The following is a 16,762-nucleotide window of genomic DNA, read 5'->3' on the forward strand; positions in this document are numbered from 1 at the left end:
CTGTCCGTTATCAGTTCTGTGCGGGAGCCGGCGGCTGGGCCGATGTCTGCGAGACGGGGGCGGCGGGATCAACCTGATCCGGCATATAGAGCGCGCCCTTGTTGCCACAGCCAGACAGCAGCGCAAAGGTTACGAAGAGCATCCAGTAACAGCGTTTCACGATTGCAGCCCCTATTCCGGCGATTCCAAAGCAGCGATTATACCCGGGATGAGTAGCGGCAGAAACTCGGATATACTGCCGGGCTCCAAGCACTGCGGAACCACAGACCGATGACCGAATCAGAATTCAACGACCGCGTCGATGAAACCCTCATCACCCTCGAAGACCTGCTGGAGGATGTCGACAGCGATCTGGACGTCGAGAGCCATGGCGGCATGCTCACCATCGTCTGCGAAAATGGCAGCCAGGTGATCTTTACCCGCCAGCCGCCGGTCAAGCAGCTCTGGGTCGCGGCGCGCAACGGCGGCTATCATTTTGACTTTGATGAGTCGCTGGAGCGCTGGATACGCGATACCGACAAGGCACCGCTGGCCGAGGTTCTTAACGAGATTTTCCGCCTGCAGGCGGATGAGGATCTGAGGTTCCCATTTTGAACAGCCTTCCCGAATCAGCCGCTTGGAACGCACTGGCGCACAGCCAAACAAAAGCGGCTAATCGCTGAGCATTGAACTTCTAAGGCCTCAGCAGCGTCTCCTCGACCTGCTGGTACAGCCGCTCCAGGGCCCCGCGGTTTTGCGCCACGAAGGCCTGGGCCGCAGCGCCCTGCTGCTGGCACTGCAAAGGATCCGCCAGTAATTCCCGCACGACCCGGGCCAGTGCCGTTTCATCGGCCACCCGGATCAGCCCGCCGGCGTTATCCAGCGCATCGCAGATGGCCTGAAAGTTGAACACCTGCTGCCCCATCAGCACGGGCTTGCCCAAGGCTGCGGGCTCCAGCGGATTGTGTCCGCCACGGGGCACCAGGCTACCGCCGACAAAGGCAATATCCGCCGCGGCATAGAATCCCATCAGCTCACCCATGGTATCGCCGAGGTAAACATCGACTGCCCCCGCCTGCGACGCCGACTCGCCATGTCCCGAATGCCGTGCAACCGACCAGCCGGCCTCCAGACAGAGCCGGTACACCGATTCAAAACGCTCAGGATGACGCGGCACCAGCACCAGTAACAGCGTCGGGAATTCGCTGCGCAACTGCTCCAGCACGCGCAACAGCGCGGCATCCTCCCCATCATGGGTGCTGCCCGCCACCAGCACCGGGCGTTCGCCCCAACACTTACGCAGCTGGGCACCGGCTTCAAGCCATTGCGGCCGGGTTTCAATATCAAACTTGATGCTGCCGCTTACCCTCAGTTGCCGTGCCGGCAGGCCCAGCTCGACAAAGCGCGCCCCGTCATCCTGATGCTGCGCCACCACCTGACTCAGACACTGCAGCATCGGCTTCGTGAGCGCCGCAAAGCGTTTATAACCCCGGGCCGAGCGGGCCGACAGCCTCGCATTCGCCAGCAATACCGGCACATCGGCAGCATGGCAACCCTGTACCAGATTGGGCCAGAGTTCAGTTTCAACGATGATGCAGCCACGTGGCCGGGTGCGATGCAGAAAACGCGCAAGCGCATCGGGTAGATCCCAGGGACAGTAGGCATGCTGCACCCGATCGCCAAACAGGGCGCTGACACGCGCCGAACCGGTCGGCGTCGTGGTGGTCAGCAACAGTGGCAGATCGGGCCTGCGCGCCAGCAGCAGCTCCACCAGCGGGGCAATGGCTACGGTTTCGCCCACGGACACGGCATGAATCCACAAGGGACGGTTGTCACAGGGCGTCACAAAACCGAGGCGCTCGCGCCAGCGGCTGCGATAGGCGGGCGCCTTTCTCCCGCGCCACCACAACCGTAGCAGGATGATGGGCAAAGCCAGATACAGCAATACCGTATACAGCAGACGCGCCATCAATCAGCTGTCCGCGAACTGCATGCGATGCAGCTGGGCGTAGGCGCCATCGCACTCGATCAGCTGCGCATGGGAGCCCTGCTCAACGATACGCCCCTGATCCAGCACCAGAATCAGGTCAGCCTTTTCGACCGTGGAAAGCCTGTGGGCAATGACCAGGGTTGTGCGTCCCTTGATGACCTGATCCAGCGCATCCTGAATATGCCGTTCGGATTCCGTATCCAGAGCCGAGGTGGCTTCGTCCAGAATAAGGATGGGGGCATTTTTGAGGATGGCCCGGGCAATGGCAATGCGCTGTCGCTGTCCACCGGAGAGCAGCAGGCCGCTTTCACCCACGGGGGTGTGAAGCCGCTTGGGCAGGCGGGCGGCAAACTCCATCACATGGGCAGCTTCGGCCGCCGCCTCGATCTCGGCTTCGCTGCAATCGGCCATGGCACCATAGGCAATATTCTGTGCAATAGTGCCGTTAAACAGCACCACCTGCTGATTCACCAACGCAATCTGCTCGCGCAGGTTAGCCAGCTGATAGTCCTGCAATGGCGTACCGTCGAGCAGTATGCGCCCCGTCCAGCCGTCATTGAAACGGGGAATCAGGGACGCCAGGGTCGACTTGCCACTGCCCGAGCGCCCGACCAGCGCAACTGTCTGCCCCGGCCTGACCTGCAGGTCCAGTTCGTGCAGCACCACGCCATCTGCGCCCGGGTAGCGAAAACCGACCTTGTCAAAGCCAAGCTCGCCATGCACCCGGCTCACCTGATGCTGCCCAGCGTCCTTCTCGGGCGCCTCGTCCATGACCGCAAACACCGACTCTGCCGCGGCAATACCCTTTTGTACCTGCGTACTGATGTCCGTCAGTTGCCGCAACGGCTTGGTAATCAAGCCGGCCGCCGTCAGAAAGGCCACAAACTGACCGGTACTCATGCCGCCCATGACGTCCGGATGCATCGCCGTATACAGCAGCCCGGCCAGCGCCAGTGCGATCAGAAACTGCACGACGGGGGTATTGAGCGACTGGGTCACCACCATCTTCATGAACTGGCGGCGATTGTGGTCGCTGGCGTCGTGAAAACGCTGGCGCTCGAATTTCGTACCGCCGAAGATCCGCACGATCTGATAGCCCTTGATGGCTTCGGACGCGGCACTGGTAATATCACCCACCGATTTCTGCAGTCGCCGGCTCAGCTTGCGCATGCGCCTGGAGGCCACAGTGACCACCACTGCAATCAGCGGGGCCGCCGCTATAAAGATCAGCGTCAGTTTCCAGTTAAGGTAAAACAGATAACCGAACAGGCCTATCACGGTCAGGCCTTCTCGCAACAGCGTCTTGATTGCCTCGGTAACGGCGCCGGTCACCTGTTCGACGTTATAGGTCAGCTTGGCCAGCAACTCTCCACTGGTACTGTGCTGATAGTAACTGCTGGGCAACGCCAGCATGCAATCGAACAGATCCGTACGCAGACCATGCACCACCTGGCGTGCAACATGACTGATACTGTAAGTACCCACGAAGGTGCCAATGCCGCGCAGGGCAAAAATTCCCAGCACTGCCAGCGCCAGCACCCCACGCTGGTCCAGAGCGCCTTTTTCAACCGCATCCACCACATGCTCCAGCCACTTGGCCGACAGCGCCTGGGATGCACCGTAAAGGCCAAAAGCAATAAAACTGACGACAAACGCGAACCAGTAGGGTTTTACATAGACCAGCAGCCGTTGGTAAATCATCCAGCTGCTCAACTCGGTTGTGGGTGTCTGTTGCTTACTCATCAATGACCGCACCGGTTCCGTTATTTTCGACGCTCATTATACATGGATGCCCCTGGGCAAGCGGAGCAAGATCAACACCTTAACCCGCAGAAATTTGTAACGGATCAAAGCCACCGGCAGCGGGTTTGCCGATCCTGCCTTGCAGCCGTAAAATTCTGTTCTTCACTGGAGACCCAGGGTTGGGCGACTTTCATGGCAAACAAAAACCAAACTGAGGCACATTACTGGCATCCGTGATTCTGGCTGACCTGGTTTGCCATGGGGGCTGCCATGACTGCTCAAACGCCAGCCATACGGCGTTCAATTGACACTGAGGCAAAGCTGCGGACCAGACGACAATCACGGCCACCACGCGCATGGTGAAGCTAAATGATTCCCCCTTCCTGATGCTGGCCCAGCACCGCCTGTCTGATAACAGTTTTGAGCTCGAGCTGCTGTCGGCTATAGACCCCTTTTCCAGCGGCGATGAAGCCGCCGATGCAGCTCGCATCCATGCAGAACTTGAGCGCGCCATCCGCTAGCACCCGGCCCAGTACCTGTGGGTACACAAACGATTCAAGACGCACCCGAAGGGAAAATTTTTCTCTACCAGAATACCGACTGATTTTCGTGACATCTAACTCGTGCCTCTATGCGCGACAAGCGTACCTCGGTGGTACCATTCAGGCCAAACAAGCTTACAAACAGGTACCATAGCGTATGAAAATTGCAGTTGCCGGAACCGGCTATGTCGGCCTATCGAACGCCGTGCTGCTGGCACAGCACAACGAAGTGGTCGCCCTTGATCTCATTGAAGAGAAGATCAAATTGATCAACGCGCGACGCTCGCCGATTGTCGATACCGAGATCGAAGCCTACCTGCAGGAAAAACCGCTCAACCTGCGCGCAACGCTGGACAAGACAGAAGCCTACAAGGACGCCGAGTTCGTCATAATCGCCACGCCAACCGACTACGACCCGCAGACCAACTACTTCAACACATCCAGCGTCGAAGCCGTTATCCGCGATGTAATGGCGATCAACCCGCATGCCGTAATGGTGATAAAATCCACCATCCCGGTCGGCCACACTGTTGAGCTAAAACAGACCTTCGGCACCGACAATCTGATCTTCTCACCGGAATTCCTGCGAGAAGGCAAGGCACTGCACGACAACCTGTACCCATCACGGATTATCGTCGGTGAGCGCAGTGAGCGTGCGAATACCTTTGCCGCCCTGTTACAACAGGGCGCGATCAAACAGGACGTGGCAACGCTGTTCACGGACAGCACCGAAGCCGAAGCCATCAAACTGTTCGCCAACACCTTTCTGGCGATGCGCGTCGCCTACTTCAACGAACTGGACACTTACGCCGAATCCCGCGGCCTGGACAGCCGACAGATCATCGAAGGCGTGAGCCTGGATCCGCGCATAGGCAGCCACTACAACAACCCGTCATTTGGCTATGGCGGCTACTGCCTGCCCAAAGACACCAAGCAGCTGCTGGCTAACTACGCCGACGTGCCGAGCAACCTGATCCGCGCCATCGTCGACTCCAACACTACGCGCAAAGACTTCATTGCCGAGTCGATTCTGCGCCGCGAGCCTAAAATCGTCGGCCTGTACCGCCTGGTAATGAAAGCTGATTCCGACAACTTCCGTGCTTCGGCGATTCAGGGCGTGATGAAACGGCTCAAGGCCAAGGGAATCGAGGTCGTCATCTACGAACCGGTGCTGCAGGAGAGCGTATTCTTCCATTCCGAAGTGATCGCTGACCTGGACGCATTCAAGGCCCGCGCCGATTTAATCGTCGCCAACCGCATGACCGACGAACTCCGTAATGTAGAAGCCAAGGTTTACACACGCGACCTGTTCGGGGGAGATTGCTAGGAGGCTGTCGGGCTTGGCCAATCGTAGCGAGGGTAAGTCCGTTTTGTTCAGCACATCCATGTGCTTCACCCCTTCGGGGTTTGCACATTCTATCGCTCCTGACGATTGAACGAGGCAGCTTTTGAACTCTTGTGAGATGATAAATCGGCAGGATAGCCGATTCACACAGCGTTAGCTGCCCACCGGGCAAGCTACAGGGATGTAGCTTGTGCATAGTGGCGTTATAAAAGAGTACATAAAATAACCCCCTCTTTGCCGGAGAGAATCGGCTTTTCCGCACGACTGCATGGATGCAGGAGCTAGGGCGAAGCAGGATGCCCGAGCCGAGTAGGTCAGTGTTAAGTCCCACAGGCTGCCAAGGCCATCGAATAGCCATGGTGTTTTTGCATTAGAGGGCGTAGCCTCAGTCAACGCCTGAACACGCTGTTTGCCGATCGGACCGCGCAGCCGTAAAATGCAGCCCTTCACCCGGCGAAAAGTATGGTAAGCACATGGCGCGCAAAGACCAATCACAGCCGCCTTACTGGCACCCCCGATTCGGACTGACCTGGCTTGGCATGGGGCTGCTATGGCTACTCAACCGACTGCCCTACGCAGGCCAGCTGACTCTGGGCCGTACCTTCGGGAAAATCCTCTACCTGGTCGCACGCGGCCGGCGCCATGTCGTCGAGGTCAATGTCCGGCTGTGCTTTCCTGAACTCGACGCTGAAAAACAGCGCCATCTGACCCGGGAAATATTTATCAACAATGGCATCGGCGTATTCGAAACGGCGATGGCCTGGTGGTCACCGAAACAGTGGTTCCGCCACCGCACTGTGCTGAAAGGGCGCGAACACCTGGACGCCGCCCTTGCCCGGGGTAAGGGTGTAATACTGCTGGGCGCCCATTTTTCGACGCTGGATCTCGGAGGGCTATTGTTCTCGGAGTTTTATCCGGTGGATGCCATGTACCGACGCCACAACAACCCGCTGATGGAAGAGATTATCACCCGCAGCCGCGGCCGCTATTTTGGCCAGGCCATCGAGCGCTCGGACATTCGTTCGGTAATTCGGGCCCTCAGAAAAAACCATATTATCTGGTACGCCCCCGACCAGGATTTCGGTATCAAGCAATCCGTATATGCGCCCTTCTTCGGTGTCCCGGCGGCCACCATCACGGCCACTACCCGCCTGGTGAAGCTAAATGACTCCCCCATTCTGATGCTCGCCCAGCACCGCCTGCCCGACGACAGCTACGAACTCGAATTGCTGCCGGTAATCGAGCCGTTTCCCAGCGGGAATGAGGAAGCCGATGCTACACGCATCAATGCAGAGCTTGAGCGCGCCATCCGCAAGGATCCGGCGCAGTACATGTGGGTGCACAAGCGCTTCAAGACACACCCCAGGGGCAAGAATTTTTTATACCGCCAGGCCGCGGACGCTGTGGATGTTCATCAGAGCGATTCCCAATGAGCGTCGTCAGCGGCAGCATCAACCTGTTCATCTCGCGCACACCCTTGCAGCTACTTAACTGCATTGAGGCCCGGGACCGCTTTCACCGGGATGGGCCGGAGCAGAATGTTCTGCTGCTCACCTATCGCAAGCCTGCCGACCTGAACCTCTGCAAGCCGCTGCTGGATGACAACTGGGATCGCGTCATCCCGCTGCGACTCAACCTGTTCAGCCGCTACTTCTACCCACTGCTGCTGTGGCTGAAACTGGGCAGCCAGACTCAGATACACTGCCTTTATACCGCCTGGCTGAAACACCTGCATGCGCACATTTACAACACCTGGCAGCCTGACCGCACCTGCCTGATTGATGATGGCAATGAAATACTCATACTCTCGTCCCGGATCGAAAACGGCGAGTCGCCGGGCGAACCCCGGAGGCGGTTCACCGACCGCTTGCTGCGCCGCAGAAGAACTGTCACCAAGGACGTCAAACCCGAGTATTTTTCGCTCTATGAACTCCCCTGGGTGGCACGCGAACGGCATATATTAAATGACTACCGCTGCCTGCGCGAAAAAGGTCAGGGGCTTGAACAACGGGATCTGGTGCTGTTCATTGGCTCCAATACTCACCCAAAACATATCCAGGACCCCGCCCTGTTTACCGAACTACTGGAACGGGTGAGCTCCCATTACGCAGGGCGCAAACTCCTCTATGTGCTGCATCGATACGAGGATGCAGAGCGGGTCAAGCCCCTGGCCGAGCCTCTGGGCTTCGAGGTGGTCAGATTTGCCAATATTCTGGAGTGCGAACCTCTGGTACAGGGCTGGCTGCCAGGCGAAGTCGCGACCTTCAACTCGTCTGCCGCAGACACGCTGCAGTTACTCTATGGCCTGCCGGTCACCATTTTTGAAATTGCGCAGAACAGGCTGGGCCCGAACTCAAACAAGGACAAATGGCGCCAGCTGTACCAGGAGCTCGCCAGCCGCCATCCGCGCTTTATCCGCGACAAGGGACACATGACACCATGAAACACCCCACGTTTGTCATTGCCGAAATAGGCCAGGCCCATGACGGCAGCCTGGGTATTCTGCACTCCTATATTGATGCTGTTGCCCAGACCGGTGTCGATGCCATCAAGTTTCAAACCCATATAGCGGCCGCGGAAAGCAGTATCCACGAGCCCTTTCGGGTGAAATTCTCTTATGTCGACAAGACCCGGTACGACTACTGGCAGCGGATGTCCTTCGATGCCGCCCAGTGGGCCGAGATAAAGGCACACTGCGATTCAGTCGGTCTCGAGTTCATGAGTTCGCCCTTTTCCAATGCCGCGGTGGACCTGCTGGAAGATATAGGCATCGAACGCTACAAGGTGGGCTCCGGAGAAGTCAGTAATTTCCTCCTGCTCGAACGCCTCAGCCAGACCGGCAAGCCGGTCATACTGTCATCGGGCATGAGCAGCTTTGACGAGCTCGACGCCGCCGTCAGCTACCTGCAGGCGCGCGACATTCAGCTGTCCGTCATGCAGTGCACCACCAGTTACCCGACGCCGGCCGAACGCCTGGGCCTCAATATAATCGGCGAACTGAAACAGCGTTACGGACTGCCCACAGGCCTGTCGGATCATTCAGGCACGCCCCACCCGGCGATTGCCGCTGCAGCACTGGGCGCCGAACTGGTGGAAGTCCATGCTGTTTTCGACAAGCGCATGTTCGGCCCCGACAGTCGCTCATCCCTCAGCCTTGACCAGCTCAGCCAGATGGTAGAGGGTATTCGCATGATCGACACCAGCCTGGCCAACCCCATCGACAAGGATGACCTGACGCCCTACCGGGAACTGAAAGGCATCTTCGAAAAGTCGCTGGCGGTTAACAAGGATTTACCCGCAGGCCACCGCCTCAGTTTTGGGGATCTGGAAGCCAAAAAGCCGGCTGGGCAGGGCATTGCCGCCCGTGACTGGCAACAGGTGATCGGGCAGCCCTTGAAACAGCCTTTGTCGCAGTGGGCATTCCTCAACTCAGAAGATTTGGAACAGGCATGAAAAGAAAAGTATGTGTTGTGGTCGCGAGCCGCGCCAACTACGGTCGGATCAAGTACGTCATGAGGGCGGTTCAGGAGCACCCTGAGCTGGAGCTGCAGCTCATTGTCGGTGCCTCCACACTGCTGGAACGCTACGGACGGGCTGTCGATATCATTCGCAAGGAAGGCTTTGAGCCGGATCGCAGCATTTTTTACGTCGTTGAAGGCGAGACCCCCCTGACCCAGGCGAAATCAACCGGCCTGGGCATCGTCGAACTGTCCACCGCCTTCCAGGATCTGCAGCCCGACATGGTGGTCACGGTAGCGGATCGCTACGAGACCATGGCCACCGCCATTGCCGCCAGCTACATGAACATTCCGCTGGTGCATGTGCAAGGCGGTGAAGTCAGCGGCAATATTGATGACCGCGTGCGTCATGCCATCACCAAGCTGGCCGATATCCACTTCCCCTGCACCGAACAGTCGCGCGAGCGCCTGATTCGCATGGGTGAAGACGAGGATCGTGTCTTTAACTATGGCTGTCCGGCCATGGATGTCATCGCCAATGAAGACACCGCCATCGATAACGAAGTCATGGCAGGATACGGTGGTGTGGGCAGCGCCATCGACTGGACCAAGCCTTATATGCTGATGGTGCAGCACCCGGTCACCACCAGTTTTGGCAATGGCATGCAGCAGGTCATGGAGACTCTGCATGCGCTGTGCGAATTCCCGGATCATCAGAAGGTTGTACTCTGGCCAAACTCGGACGCCGGCAGCGAAGACGTCGCCAAGGGAATCCGAAGCTTTCGCGAGCGGGGCGAATCCGCCGGCTTCCACTTTTACCGCAACTTTTCCCCGGAAGACTATGTACGGGTACTGGCGAACGCCAGCGTATGCATCGGCAACTCGTCGTCCTTTATTCGCGAAGGCAGTTTCCTGGGCGTACCCGCCGTGGTGGTGGGAGACCGTCAGCGCAACCGCGAACACGGCTCCAATGTCACCTTCGCCGACTACACCCAGGCGTCAGTTCAGGCCGCAGTTACGAGGCAATTGCAGGCCAGGGCCTACGAACATGACAGCCTCTTCGGTCACGGGGATGCCGGCAAGAAAATTGCCGGGATGCTGGCGCAGATTGAGCTGAACTTCGAGAAAGGCAACAGCTACTGATGAGCACTATCGCTGTCATTCCGGCTCGGGCAGGCTCCAAGGGGATTGCGGACAAAAACATCCACGCGGTGGGTGGCGTCAGCCTGCTGGAGCTGGCGGTGCGGGCCGGACGTCAGTCCAGCCGACTGGACCGCATATTGATCTCGACGGACAGCAGCAAGTACGAAGACATAGCGCGACAGGCCGGGGCTGACAGCCTCGGCCTGCGTCCGACCTTGCTGGCTGGCGACAGGACCACCACCTTCGAGGTGATTGAGGCCTTGCTCGAACAGTTGCCCGAGTGCGAGCAGATCGTGCTGTTGCAACCGACCTCCCCCATACGGGACGGCGAACTGATTGATCGCGCGATCGCCGCGCTGGCCGATCACCCGGCGGCCGTCACCGTGTGTCGACTGGAAGAACCCCACCCCTACAAACTGTTCCGGCTGGAGCAGGACAGGCTCGCCCCCTTCATCGAAGGCGCGCGCAGCGATGTTCCGCGCCAGTCCCTGCCGCCGGCCTATCAACTGACAGGCGCGGTGTATGCAATACGCAAGGAGGCCCTGTTGCAACACCGCGGTTTCGTGCCCGCCGGAACCGCCGCCATCGAGTCGACACAGTTCGTCAATATCGACCAGCCGCAGGATCTTCTGATGCTGGACTACCACTACCGCCAGGGCGCCCTCGATCACCTGCTGGCGCCTTAGGGCCAGAGCTGAACCGGCATAAACACTGGGCTGCGCCAGGGCCGGAAGTCTCCCGACCCGGGTAGGCATCAGATGCCGCGCTGACGGCGGAACTTGCGTTTCTTGCGCGCATTGACCAGCCCAGCCACTCGCGCCGCCAGTCGGGCAACCAGAGTCGAGCGGCACATACCCGGGTCGGATACTGGGTAGTCAAAGGCTTCCATGGTCTGCCCACAGTGCTGCTCTATGACCGCCAGCGCCCAATCGGGCCACTTGCGGTAGGCACTGATGCGCGTGCTGTCCAGTTCAGCGCTCAGTCGCTGATGCGCGTAACCGGAGCGCGTCTTAAGCACAGGATCCTGCGCACGCTGCCGGTGGCTCAGCATCTGCTCGTCAAATGCAAGACCCAGCATTGCGCACAGTTTTTTCATCCCCGACTCTGGATCTGCGACCAGATCTTCGTAGCGCAGAGACAGCCACTTTCCCGTTTTGACCTGCCGCTCGTTCTGCAGCGCAATCCGGTTCCACAGCTGCCATTTGTAACTCTCAATTTCCAGCATCTTGAGCAACTCGACCGGATGCAGGATTTTCAGATCCTCGTCGGTTTCCTCGGCCAGGCCCCGTTTTATCGCCAAAGACAACAGCACCGCCCGCGGGTCCCGTACCACCGAAACGAACACGGCATCAGGGTAGAGTTCCAGCAGCTGCGCGACGAAAAAATTGTTGTTCAGACTTTTTTCACCCCAGACCGGGGTATCGGGCTTGGGCAGCAGTGACTCATACAGAGCTTGCAGCTCCAGTGTGCCCTGCTGTTGCGACAGATTCTGCGCAGTCTCCGCCGGCAAACCTGCCAGGTGCGCACCGCACAGGCCAACCACATCCATCCGGCTCAGTAAGGACTCAATCTCCGATGGGTCGAAGTGCGGTTTCAGCGAGCCATCCCGAAAAAGCGCATATATCAGTTCAGGCTCGTTCACCATCCCGATCTCGGGATGAGCGCCCACGACCGCGCGGGCCAGCGTGGTACCTGAACGCGGAAAACCAATTACGAACACCGGACCCTTCATAGACCTCCACCCGGACACAGGGAATGATTGTTGTCACGCGGGAACACCACGCCGCTCCCGCTGTGCTCAAGCATCGCAGACCGCTTCGCTGCCGGTTAGCAGCGCAACCAGCTTTTCCACATTATCCGGCGTATCCAGTGGTTGAGTGCGTATGCGCGTGCTGATGCGACAGGCAATGCAGGAGCGATGCACCGCCAGCAGAAAGCGGTAAATTTCGTCCTCGGCGACGCAGTTGCCATCGGCAATATTCTCAATAATCCGGCTCAGCTCCTCGGCACCCACATCGGCGTGATAAACACCCGGGCAATCGCGATACCAGGGCGCACCGAACACCAGCGCCGGGCGTCCCCGCACCACCGACTCCCAGCCGGCGGTGCCGGTGACCGTCGCCACGGCCTTGGCATTGTCGGTCAGCGAGAAAGGATCGACTCCCATGCCTACCAGCTCAACATTGCCCAGCGCCACCAGATCATCGTAAAAGCCCTTGGGCCTTAACATATGGCCTCTGCCAGCATGGGACGTGGCGATGAAGGAGGCAGGATGCTCACGCACATAGATTTTCCATCCAGCGGGCAGCACAGCCGACAGGTTAGCTATCGCCAGACGCTGATCGACGAACCAGCCGCCGTCCGGGCAGGTGGAGCGTTCCGGCTGAAAATGCAGTGGAAAATAGATATAGGGCGCAGCGAGATCCGGCATGATGGCGTAGCGGCTGTAACTCTGTTCATTGCCATAACGCAGCCGCCGTCCCTGCACCTTTGCCTTTTTATACTGGTATTTTGTCATCCACTCCCGGGGCGAAGCTGCTTGCGGGGATTTCAGATAGGTACTCTTGTGGAGGGTATCGCCGCTCAGGGTTTTTCTCAGCCAGTCGAGCTTCAGCCGGACAATATCCTTCAGCAGATTGCCGTAGTGTTTTAACACCAGGCGTTCGGCGCGCTTGTTGTAATGGTCAATCTGCCCCTTGGCCGTTGTTTCCATGCCGGAGGCGAAATCACCTTTAATCCGTTCCACCTCCGCGACCATGGCATCCGGCAGGCTGCGCTGCAGCAACGCAGTGTCGTACCCGGCCGCATTAATCTCGGCCATGGCCCGGCTGATGCTTTCAGGCCCGTGCTCAAATCTCGCAGTGGGGGCCACATAGTCACCGATCTTGGTACGGACAAACATCCGTGTTTCGATGTTTCTGAAACAGCACAGCGCATAGAGGGCATAGTCGTAAATCACATGGGGCGATTCCAGGAACACCACCAGATCCGGCTGCAGCTCATCCAGCACGACCTGCCAGAACGACAGCAGATTGTGAAAATAGTCCATCCGCTGTTCAGCCGTGAAGGAGGCGCCGTCATTATCCATCCGGGCCATCATCTTGATCGCCTGCAACTGGTAATACGCCGTGGCATTGAGCAGCTCGGGTCCGACGACGGCGCGCCCGGTGTCGACGCCGGCCGGCGGCGCCATGCGGATCGCATCGACGCGATTAAGAAAACGACACTCGGGGAAGGCGGACTCGACCGCCATTTTGACGTTTTGTTCGGCCACCCAGAGCACGGGCTGCCAGGCCCGCGCCTGCTGCATCCGTTCGACGGCCCGCACCCAGGCGGGATCGGAGAATTCGCTCAGAATCACTTTCATTCAGGATCTGTCCGGAAAATTGCTGTAACAGGGTCCGCTGCCGAGCCCCACTCGACGATCGAGCTAGCGCCCCGTGACCCTGCGGTAGAACTCCGCGTATTCATTGACGATGTATTCCCGGCTGTAACCTTGGGCATACACCTGACTGGCACCTTCTATCAGGCTCCGCCGCAAATCGTCACTCTCCAAAACCGAGCGAATCGCCGCGGTCAGCGCTCGCGCATCGTCGACCGGCGTAATGAGTCCGCTGAGGCCGTCGGTGATGACTTCACCGGGGCCCTGGGAATTGGTGGCGACAATCGGGCAGCCATGAACCCAGGACTCCATCACGATGGAGCCGAGCCCCTCGTGGCGCGACGGGCAGACGAAAAGATCAGCGGTGCGCATCAGTGCGGTGACATCATTGCGCCAGCCCAGAAAGCGTACGCGCTCGTCCAGACCCAGTTTGCTGCACAACGCCCTGAGGTTGGCTTCCTCCGGCCCGGACCCCGCCAGCCACAGGGTGACACCGGGCAGGTCCACCAGGGCGTGCAGCAGCACATCGAAGGCCTTGTTCACGTGCAGCCGGCCAGCAGCCAGAATCAGCGGGCGATCGCTCGGCGTATCGAAGCTGTCGCGCGGCAACGGTTCGACCCGTGTTTCGTCGGCGAAGTTCGGTATGTGCACCACCCGATCAGCCGGCATGCCGCCGTCGATCAGGTGTTTGCAGATGCCCTTGCTGTTCCCGACCCAGTAATCGGCGTGGCGATAATACTTGAGGTTGTAGTAGTGGCCCAGACGCGCCACGAGCCGGTACCGGCTGGACTTCGGCGTGCTAATGCTGGCGCGGTTCATCCAGGTCATGACGACTTCGGGCTCGAAGGCGTTCAGCGCCTGACGGAAGCTCCGCCGCCCCAGTATGTCCAGCTTGCCGCCGAAGCGGAATCCCTGCGTCGTCACGCCGCTGCTCCTCAACGCTTCCAGACGATGGGCATGACCGCGAATAAAGGCATGGGTATCGAGTTCGGGCCGCTCGTTCAGGCCGGCCACCAGGCGCACGAAGAAGTTCTCTGCGCCGCCCACAGCGGCGCCCGCCAATACCTGCGCGACTCTAATTGGTGTATTTGTATTCATGGCCTGTCGTCCGTTCCGTTCCCGAAGATCTGCAGCGGCGTTACCCGCTGGGTCAACAGTTTACTATGAATCCAGTGCAAGCTGTTGCTCGAGTACATCCAGCAGCCGGCTCCTGATGGCCTGATTCGCAGGCGCCTGCCAGCCGAGTGCAGGGAGTGGCTCGCCCAGCCGGTGGTGGCGGCAGTAGTCGGCCGCAACGAAGCGCTCCAGTGCTCCACGGTAGCGGGCATCGGGCTGCGCCCCGGGCGGTTCGAGCAGCAGGGTGGGTTTGCCGCTGGCGATGCATTCGTTGATCATCGACATGCTGTCGGCCGTCACCAGTACTGCATCAGCCGCCCCGAGGTAGGCGTTCATGACCTTGCGGGGCGCCTCGTGCCACCAGACGGCGGCGGCCAGCAGTTGCCCGTCCAGACTCGTCCGCAGTACGGCTTCGCCGGCGCTACCGGTACGCCGCGAGGTGGTCAGCAGCCAGCGACAGCGGTCCCGCTGCGCCAGCTCCGTAGCCAACCGAGTAAGCTGCTGCCAGGAGGCCTCGTCATAGGCGAAGCCGGCGCCATTGCCCCCGATGACCAGAGCATAAAGCTTTTCACCAGCCTCGACACCCAGCTCGCGGCGCAGTGCATCGCCGGCCTCGCGCTGCGCCTCGACGTCAGTCAAGGTTGGCACCAGCTCCATGACGATATTATGCGGTTCGCCTGTCGGTTGCAGGGTCAGGTGAGCAGAAAAGTCATCCGACCTCAGGCGCCGTTTGGAACCGAGGAAAACATTCGGCACGCCTTTCAAGCGGGCCAGCGCCACGTTGAGGAAGGAGGTATTGCCGCCGGCCGATACGATCAGGTCCGGCACGCCAACCGGGGTCGAATCCAGCCGGTAGAAACACCGGACCAGCCCGGCGCCGGGCCGTCCCAGGCGCAGCAGCCAGGGCATCAGCAGGCGCGCCAGGGGCCTCAGCCGCAGCCGGACCTCCTGTTCGTGGCATTCCAGTTGGTAACGGCTGCGCAGCCAGTTGACCAGGCCTCGTGCCTGATTACCATGCCCCGGCAAGCCATCGCTCAGCAGCAGTACCTGCAGCGGCCGGCGCCTGTCTGACTCAGCCATTGAGCAGCTCCCGATAGAGTTCGTAGGTATGATCGACCATCCGCTCGAGCGTAAAATTCGCCCGGGCAAAGTCGAAGTAAGGCTTATATCGCCGATAGAAGCCTTCAAGATCCAGCAGCGCGGCATTGACCATCGCCGCCAGCGCCTCGGGATCCTCCCGTGGAACGATCAGCGACCGATGCAGCACCTCGTTGGCTACCGGCACATCGGTGGCGATCACGGCCCGACCGGCCAGCAGGCTTTCGGCGAAGACGTAGGAAAAGCCCTCCCAGCGGGAGCTGATAACGGTCAGCTGGCTCTGTTCGAGCAGATCCTCCACATCACTGCGGTGACCGAGCAGCTGAACCCGGCCCTCGAGCCCCAGGTCCGCGATCTGCCGCCGCAGGGACGCTTCGAGCGGCCCACTGCCGGCGATGCGAAGCTCTGCGTTCACCGCTTGCCAGGCATTAATCAGGGTATCGAAGCCCTTGGCCTCGACCAGACGGCCCACGGCCAGTACCCGGGGGCGGCCCGCCACCGGCGGTGGCAGGCTTGCTGGCCGGGCACGGACGCCGTTATAGATGACTGAATAGCGGGACAAACCGAGGTGCTCGCCGGCATTGCGGCTGACGCAGATGCAGCGATCAAAGCCACCGTAGAAGGCCCTTGGCGTTTTCAGATTGTGAATGGTGGCCACCTTGCGCCCCGGCAGCCAGCGCTGCAGCAATGCCAGCATCTGCGCCGCCTTGCTGGCCTGCGCATGCACCACATCGGGAACTTCCCGGCGAATCAGTCGGACAAGCCGCCACAGCGAACGCGGATCCAGACGCCCGCGGCTCAGGTCGATCGCATGAAAACGCACCTGCGCGCTGAAGCGATCAGCATATTTCCCGTGGCCCACAGCGATCAGCTCACAGCGCTCGGCCAGCCCGTTTGCCAGCTCGACGAAGTGCTTCTCAAGACCGCCTTCTTCATCGCCCCCCATAAACATCAAGACCTTCACGC

At 59.7% G+C, this 16,762-nt stretch carries 16 protein-coding genes; 8 read left to right on the top strand and 8 right to left on the bottom strand.

The genetic code is table 11. The features are described 5' to 3' along the window. Positions 1 to 10 precede the first annotated feature (10 nt). Positions 11 to 160, bottom strand: coding sequence for an LPS translocon maturation chaperone LptM (gene lptM / locus MRS74_RS01615; protein WP_254578521.1), 150 nt, complete (start codon positions 158 to 160; stop codon positions 11 to 13). 110 nt (positions 161 to 270) lie between these two features. On the opposite strand from lptM, the gene cyaY reads away from it, so the two are divergent. Beyond that, positions 271 to 594, top strand: coding sequence for an iron donor protein CyaY (gene cyaY, locus MRS74_RS01620; RefSeq protein WP_254578522.1), 324 nt, complete (start codon positions 271 to 273; stop codon positions 592 to 594). A gap of 79 nt (positions 595 to 673) precedes the next feature. Here the strand turns inward: cyaY and waaA are convergent, their stop codons facing one another. Together waaA and msbA are read right to left on the bottom strand one after the other, a co-directional pair. Beyond that, complete coding sequence (gene waaA / locus MRS74_RS01625) at positions 674 to 1,948, bottom strand: lipid IV(A) 3-deoxy-D-manno-octulosonic acid transferase (protein ID WP_254578523.1); 1,275 nt, start codon at positions 1,946 to 1,948, stop codon at positions 674 to 676. Positions 1,949 to 1,951: 3 nt separating this feature from the next. After that, the gene (gene msbA, locus MRS74_RS01630) at positions 1,952 to 3,712 is read right to left on the bottom strand and encodes a lipid A export permease/ATP-binding protein MsbA (RefSeq protein WP_254578524.1); all 1,761 of its coding nucleotides are present in this window, start codon (positions 3,710 to 3,712) and stop codon (positions 1,952 to 1,954) included. 356 nt (positions 3,713 to 4,068) lie between these two features. Here msbA and MRS74_RS01635 point away from each other — a divergent pair, with 356 nt between their 5' ends. From MRS74_RS01635 to MRS74_RS01665, 7 genes are all read left to right on the top strand, one after another. Continuing rightward, complete coding sequence (locus MRS74_RS01635) at positions 4,069 to 4,233, top strand: lysophospholipid acyltransferase family protein (protein ID WP_254578525.1); 165 nt, start codon at positions 4,069 to 4,071, stop codon at positions 4,231 to 4,233. Between the two features lie 178 nt (positions 4,234 to 4,411). Next, positions 4,412 to 5,581 (top strand): nucleotide sugar dehydrogenase, encoded by a 1,170-nt coding sequence (locus MRS74_RS01640; RefSeq protein ID WP_254578526.1) that lies wholly within the window; start codon positions 4,412 to 4,414, stop codon positions 5,579 to 5,581. Between the two features lie 491 nt (positions 5,582 to 6,072). Then, positions 6,073 to 7,032 (top strand): LpxL/LpxP family Kdo(2)-lipid IV(A) lauroyl/palmitoleoyl acyltransferase, encoded by a 960-nt coding sequence (lpxL, locus tag MRS74_RS01645; RefSeq protein ID WP_254578527.1) that lies wholly within the window; start codon positions 6,073 to 6,075, stop codon positions 7,030 to 7,032. Beyond that, a complete protein-coding gene (locus MRS74_RS01650; protein WP_254578528.1) occupies positions 7,029 to 8,042 on the top strand; it encodes a hypothetical protein in 1,014 nt (337 codons plus the stop codon). The genes lpxL and MRS74_RS01650 overlap by 4 nt, the downstream gene beginning before the upstream one ends. Beyond that, positions 8,039 to 9,052 carry an N-acetylneuraminate synthase family protein gene (locus tag MRS74_RS01655; protein WP_254578529.1) on the top strand — a complete coding sequence of 338 codons (1,014 nt, stop codon included), beginning with the start codon at positions 8,039 to 8,041 and terminating at the stop codon, positions 9,050 to 9,052. Before MRS74_RS01650 ends, MRS74_RS01655 begins: the two co-directional genes overlap by 4 nt. After that, positions 9,049 to 10,200, top strand: coding sequence for a UDP-N-acetylglucosamine 2-epimerase (gene neuC, locus MRS74_RS01660; protein ID WP_254578530.1), 1,152 nt, complete (start codon positions 9,049 to 9,051; stop codon positions 10,198 to 10,200). Before MRS74_RS01655 ends, neuC begins: the two co-directional genes overlap by 4 nt. Continuing rightward, on the top strand, positions 10,200 to 10,886 hold the full coding sequence (locus tag MRS74_RS01665) for an acylneuraminate cytidylyltransferase family protein (protein ID WP_254578531.1): 687 nt from the start codon (positions 10,200 to 10,202) through the stop codon (positions 10,884 to 10,886). Before neuC ends, MRS74_RS01665 begins: the two co-directional genes overlap by 1 nt. Positions 10,887 to 10,954: 68 nt before the next feature. Here MRS74_RS01665 and MRS74_RS01670 read toward each other — a convergent pair whose 3' ends face one another. The 5 genes from MRS74_RS01670 to MRS74_RS01690 form a co-directional block, all read right to left on the bottom strand. After that, a complete protein-coding gene (locus MRS74_RS01670) occupies positions 10,955 to 11,932 on the bottom strand; it encodes a sulfotransferase family protein (RefSeq protein ID WP_254578532.1) in 978 nt (325 codons plus the stop codon). A 66-nt stretch (positions 11,933 to 11,998) separates the two neighbouring features. After that, positions 11,999 to 13,567 carry a capsular polysaccharide export protein, LipB/KpsS family gene (locus MRS74_RS01675; RefSeq protein WP_254578533.1) on the bottom strand — a complete coding sequence of 523 codons (1,569 nt, stop codon included), beginning with the start codon at positions 13,565 to 13,567 and terminating at the stop codon, positions 11,999 to 12,001. 63 nt (positions 13,568 to 13,630) lie between these two features. Further along, the gene (locus tag MRS74_RS01680; protein WP_254578534.1) at positions 13,631 to 14,680 is read right to left on the bottom strand and encodes a glycosyltransferase; all 1,050 of its coding nucleotides are present in this window, start codon (positions 14,678 to 14,680) and stop codon (positions 13,631 to 13,633) included. A 63-nt stretch (positions 14,681 to 14,743) separates the two neighbouring features. Next, positions 14,744 to 15,778: an ELM1/GtrOC1 family putative glycosyltransferase gene (locus tag MRS74_RS01685; protein WP_254578535.1), complete on the bottom strand. Its 1,035-nt coding sequence runs from the start codon at positions 15,776 to 15,778 to the stop codon at positions 14,744 to 14,746. Beyond that, the gene (locus MRS74_RS01690) at positions 15,771 to 16,760 is read right to left on the bottom strand and encodes a glycosyltransferase (protein WP_254578536.1); all 990 of its coding nucleotides are present in this window, start codon (positions 16,758 to 16,760) and stop codon (positions 15,771 to 15,773) included. Before MRS74_RS01690 ends, MRS74_RS01685 begins: the two co-directional genes overlap by 8 nt. Positions 16,761 to 16,762: the final 2 nt, after the last annotated feature.

It is taken from the genome of Marinobacterium sedimentorum (assembly GCF_024267675.1).
Taxonomy (GTDB): domain Bacteria; phylum Pseudomonadota; class Gammaproteobacteria; order Pseudomonadales; family Balneatricaceae; genus Marinobacterium_A; species Marinobacterium_A sedimentorum.

Bases quoted from the DNA above. Each gene is read 5' to 3' on its own strand.
- MRS74_RS01640 (WP_254578526.1), top strand. From the start codon at position 4,412: ATGAAAATTGCAGTTGCCGGAACCGGCTATGTCGGCCTATCGAACGCC.
- MRS74_RS01680 (WP_254578534.1), bottom strand. From the start codon at position 14,680: ATGAATACAAATACACCAATTAGAGTCGCGCAGGTATTGGCGGGCGCC.
- MRS74_RS01665 (WP_254578531.1), top strand. From the start codon at position 10,200: ATGAGCACTATCGCTGTCATTCCGGCTCGGGCAGGCTCCAAGGGGATT.
- MRS74_RS01675 (WP_254578533.1), bottom strand. From the start codon at position 13,567: ATGAAAGTGATTCTGAGCGAATTCTCCGATCCCGCCTGGGTGCGGGCC.
- msbA (WP_254578524.1), bottom strand. From the start codon at position 3,712: ATGAGTAAGCAACAGACACCCACAACCGAGTTGAGCAGCTGGATGATT.
- MRS74_RS01650 (WP_254578528.1), top strand. From the start codon at position 7,029: ATGAGCGTCGTCAGCGGCAGCATCAACCTGTTCATCTCGCGCACACCC.
- neuC (WP_254578530.1), top strand. From the start codon at position 9,049: ATGAAAAGAAAAGTATGTGTTGTGGTCGCGAGCCGCGCCAACTACGGT.
- MRS74_RS01670 (WP_254578532.1), bottom strand. From the start codon at position 11,932: ATGAAGGGTCCGGTGTTCGTAATTGGTTTTCCGCGTTCAGGTACCACG.
- waaA (WP_254578523.1), bottom strand. From the start codon at position 1,948: ATGGCGCGTCTGCTGTATACGGTATTGCTGTATCTGGCTTTGCCCATC.
- MRS74_RS01685 (WP_254578535.1), bottom strand. From the start codon at position 15,778: ATGGCTGAGTCAGACAGGCGCCGGCCGCTGCAGGTACTGCTGCTGAGC.
- MRS74_RS01635 (WP_254578525.1), top strand. From the start codon at position 4,069: ATGGTGAAGCTAAATGATTCCCCCTTCCTGATGCTGGCCCAGCACCGC.
- lpxL (WP_254578527.1), top strand. From the start codon at position 6,073: ATGGCGCGCAAAGACCAATCACAGCCGCCTTACTGGCACCCCCGATTC.
- cyaY (WP_254578522.1), top strand. From the start codon at position 271: ATGACCGAATCAGAATTCAACGACCGCGTCGATGAAACCCTCATCACC.
- MRS74_RS01655 (WP_254578529.1), top strand. From the start codon at position 8,039: ATGAAACACCCCACGTTTGTCATTGCCGAAATAGGCCAGGCCCATGAC.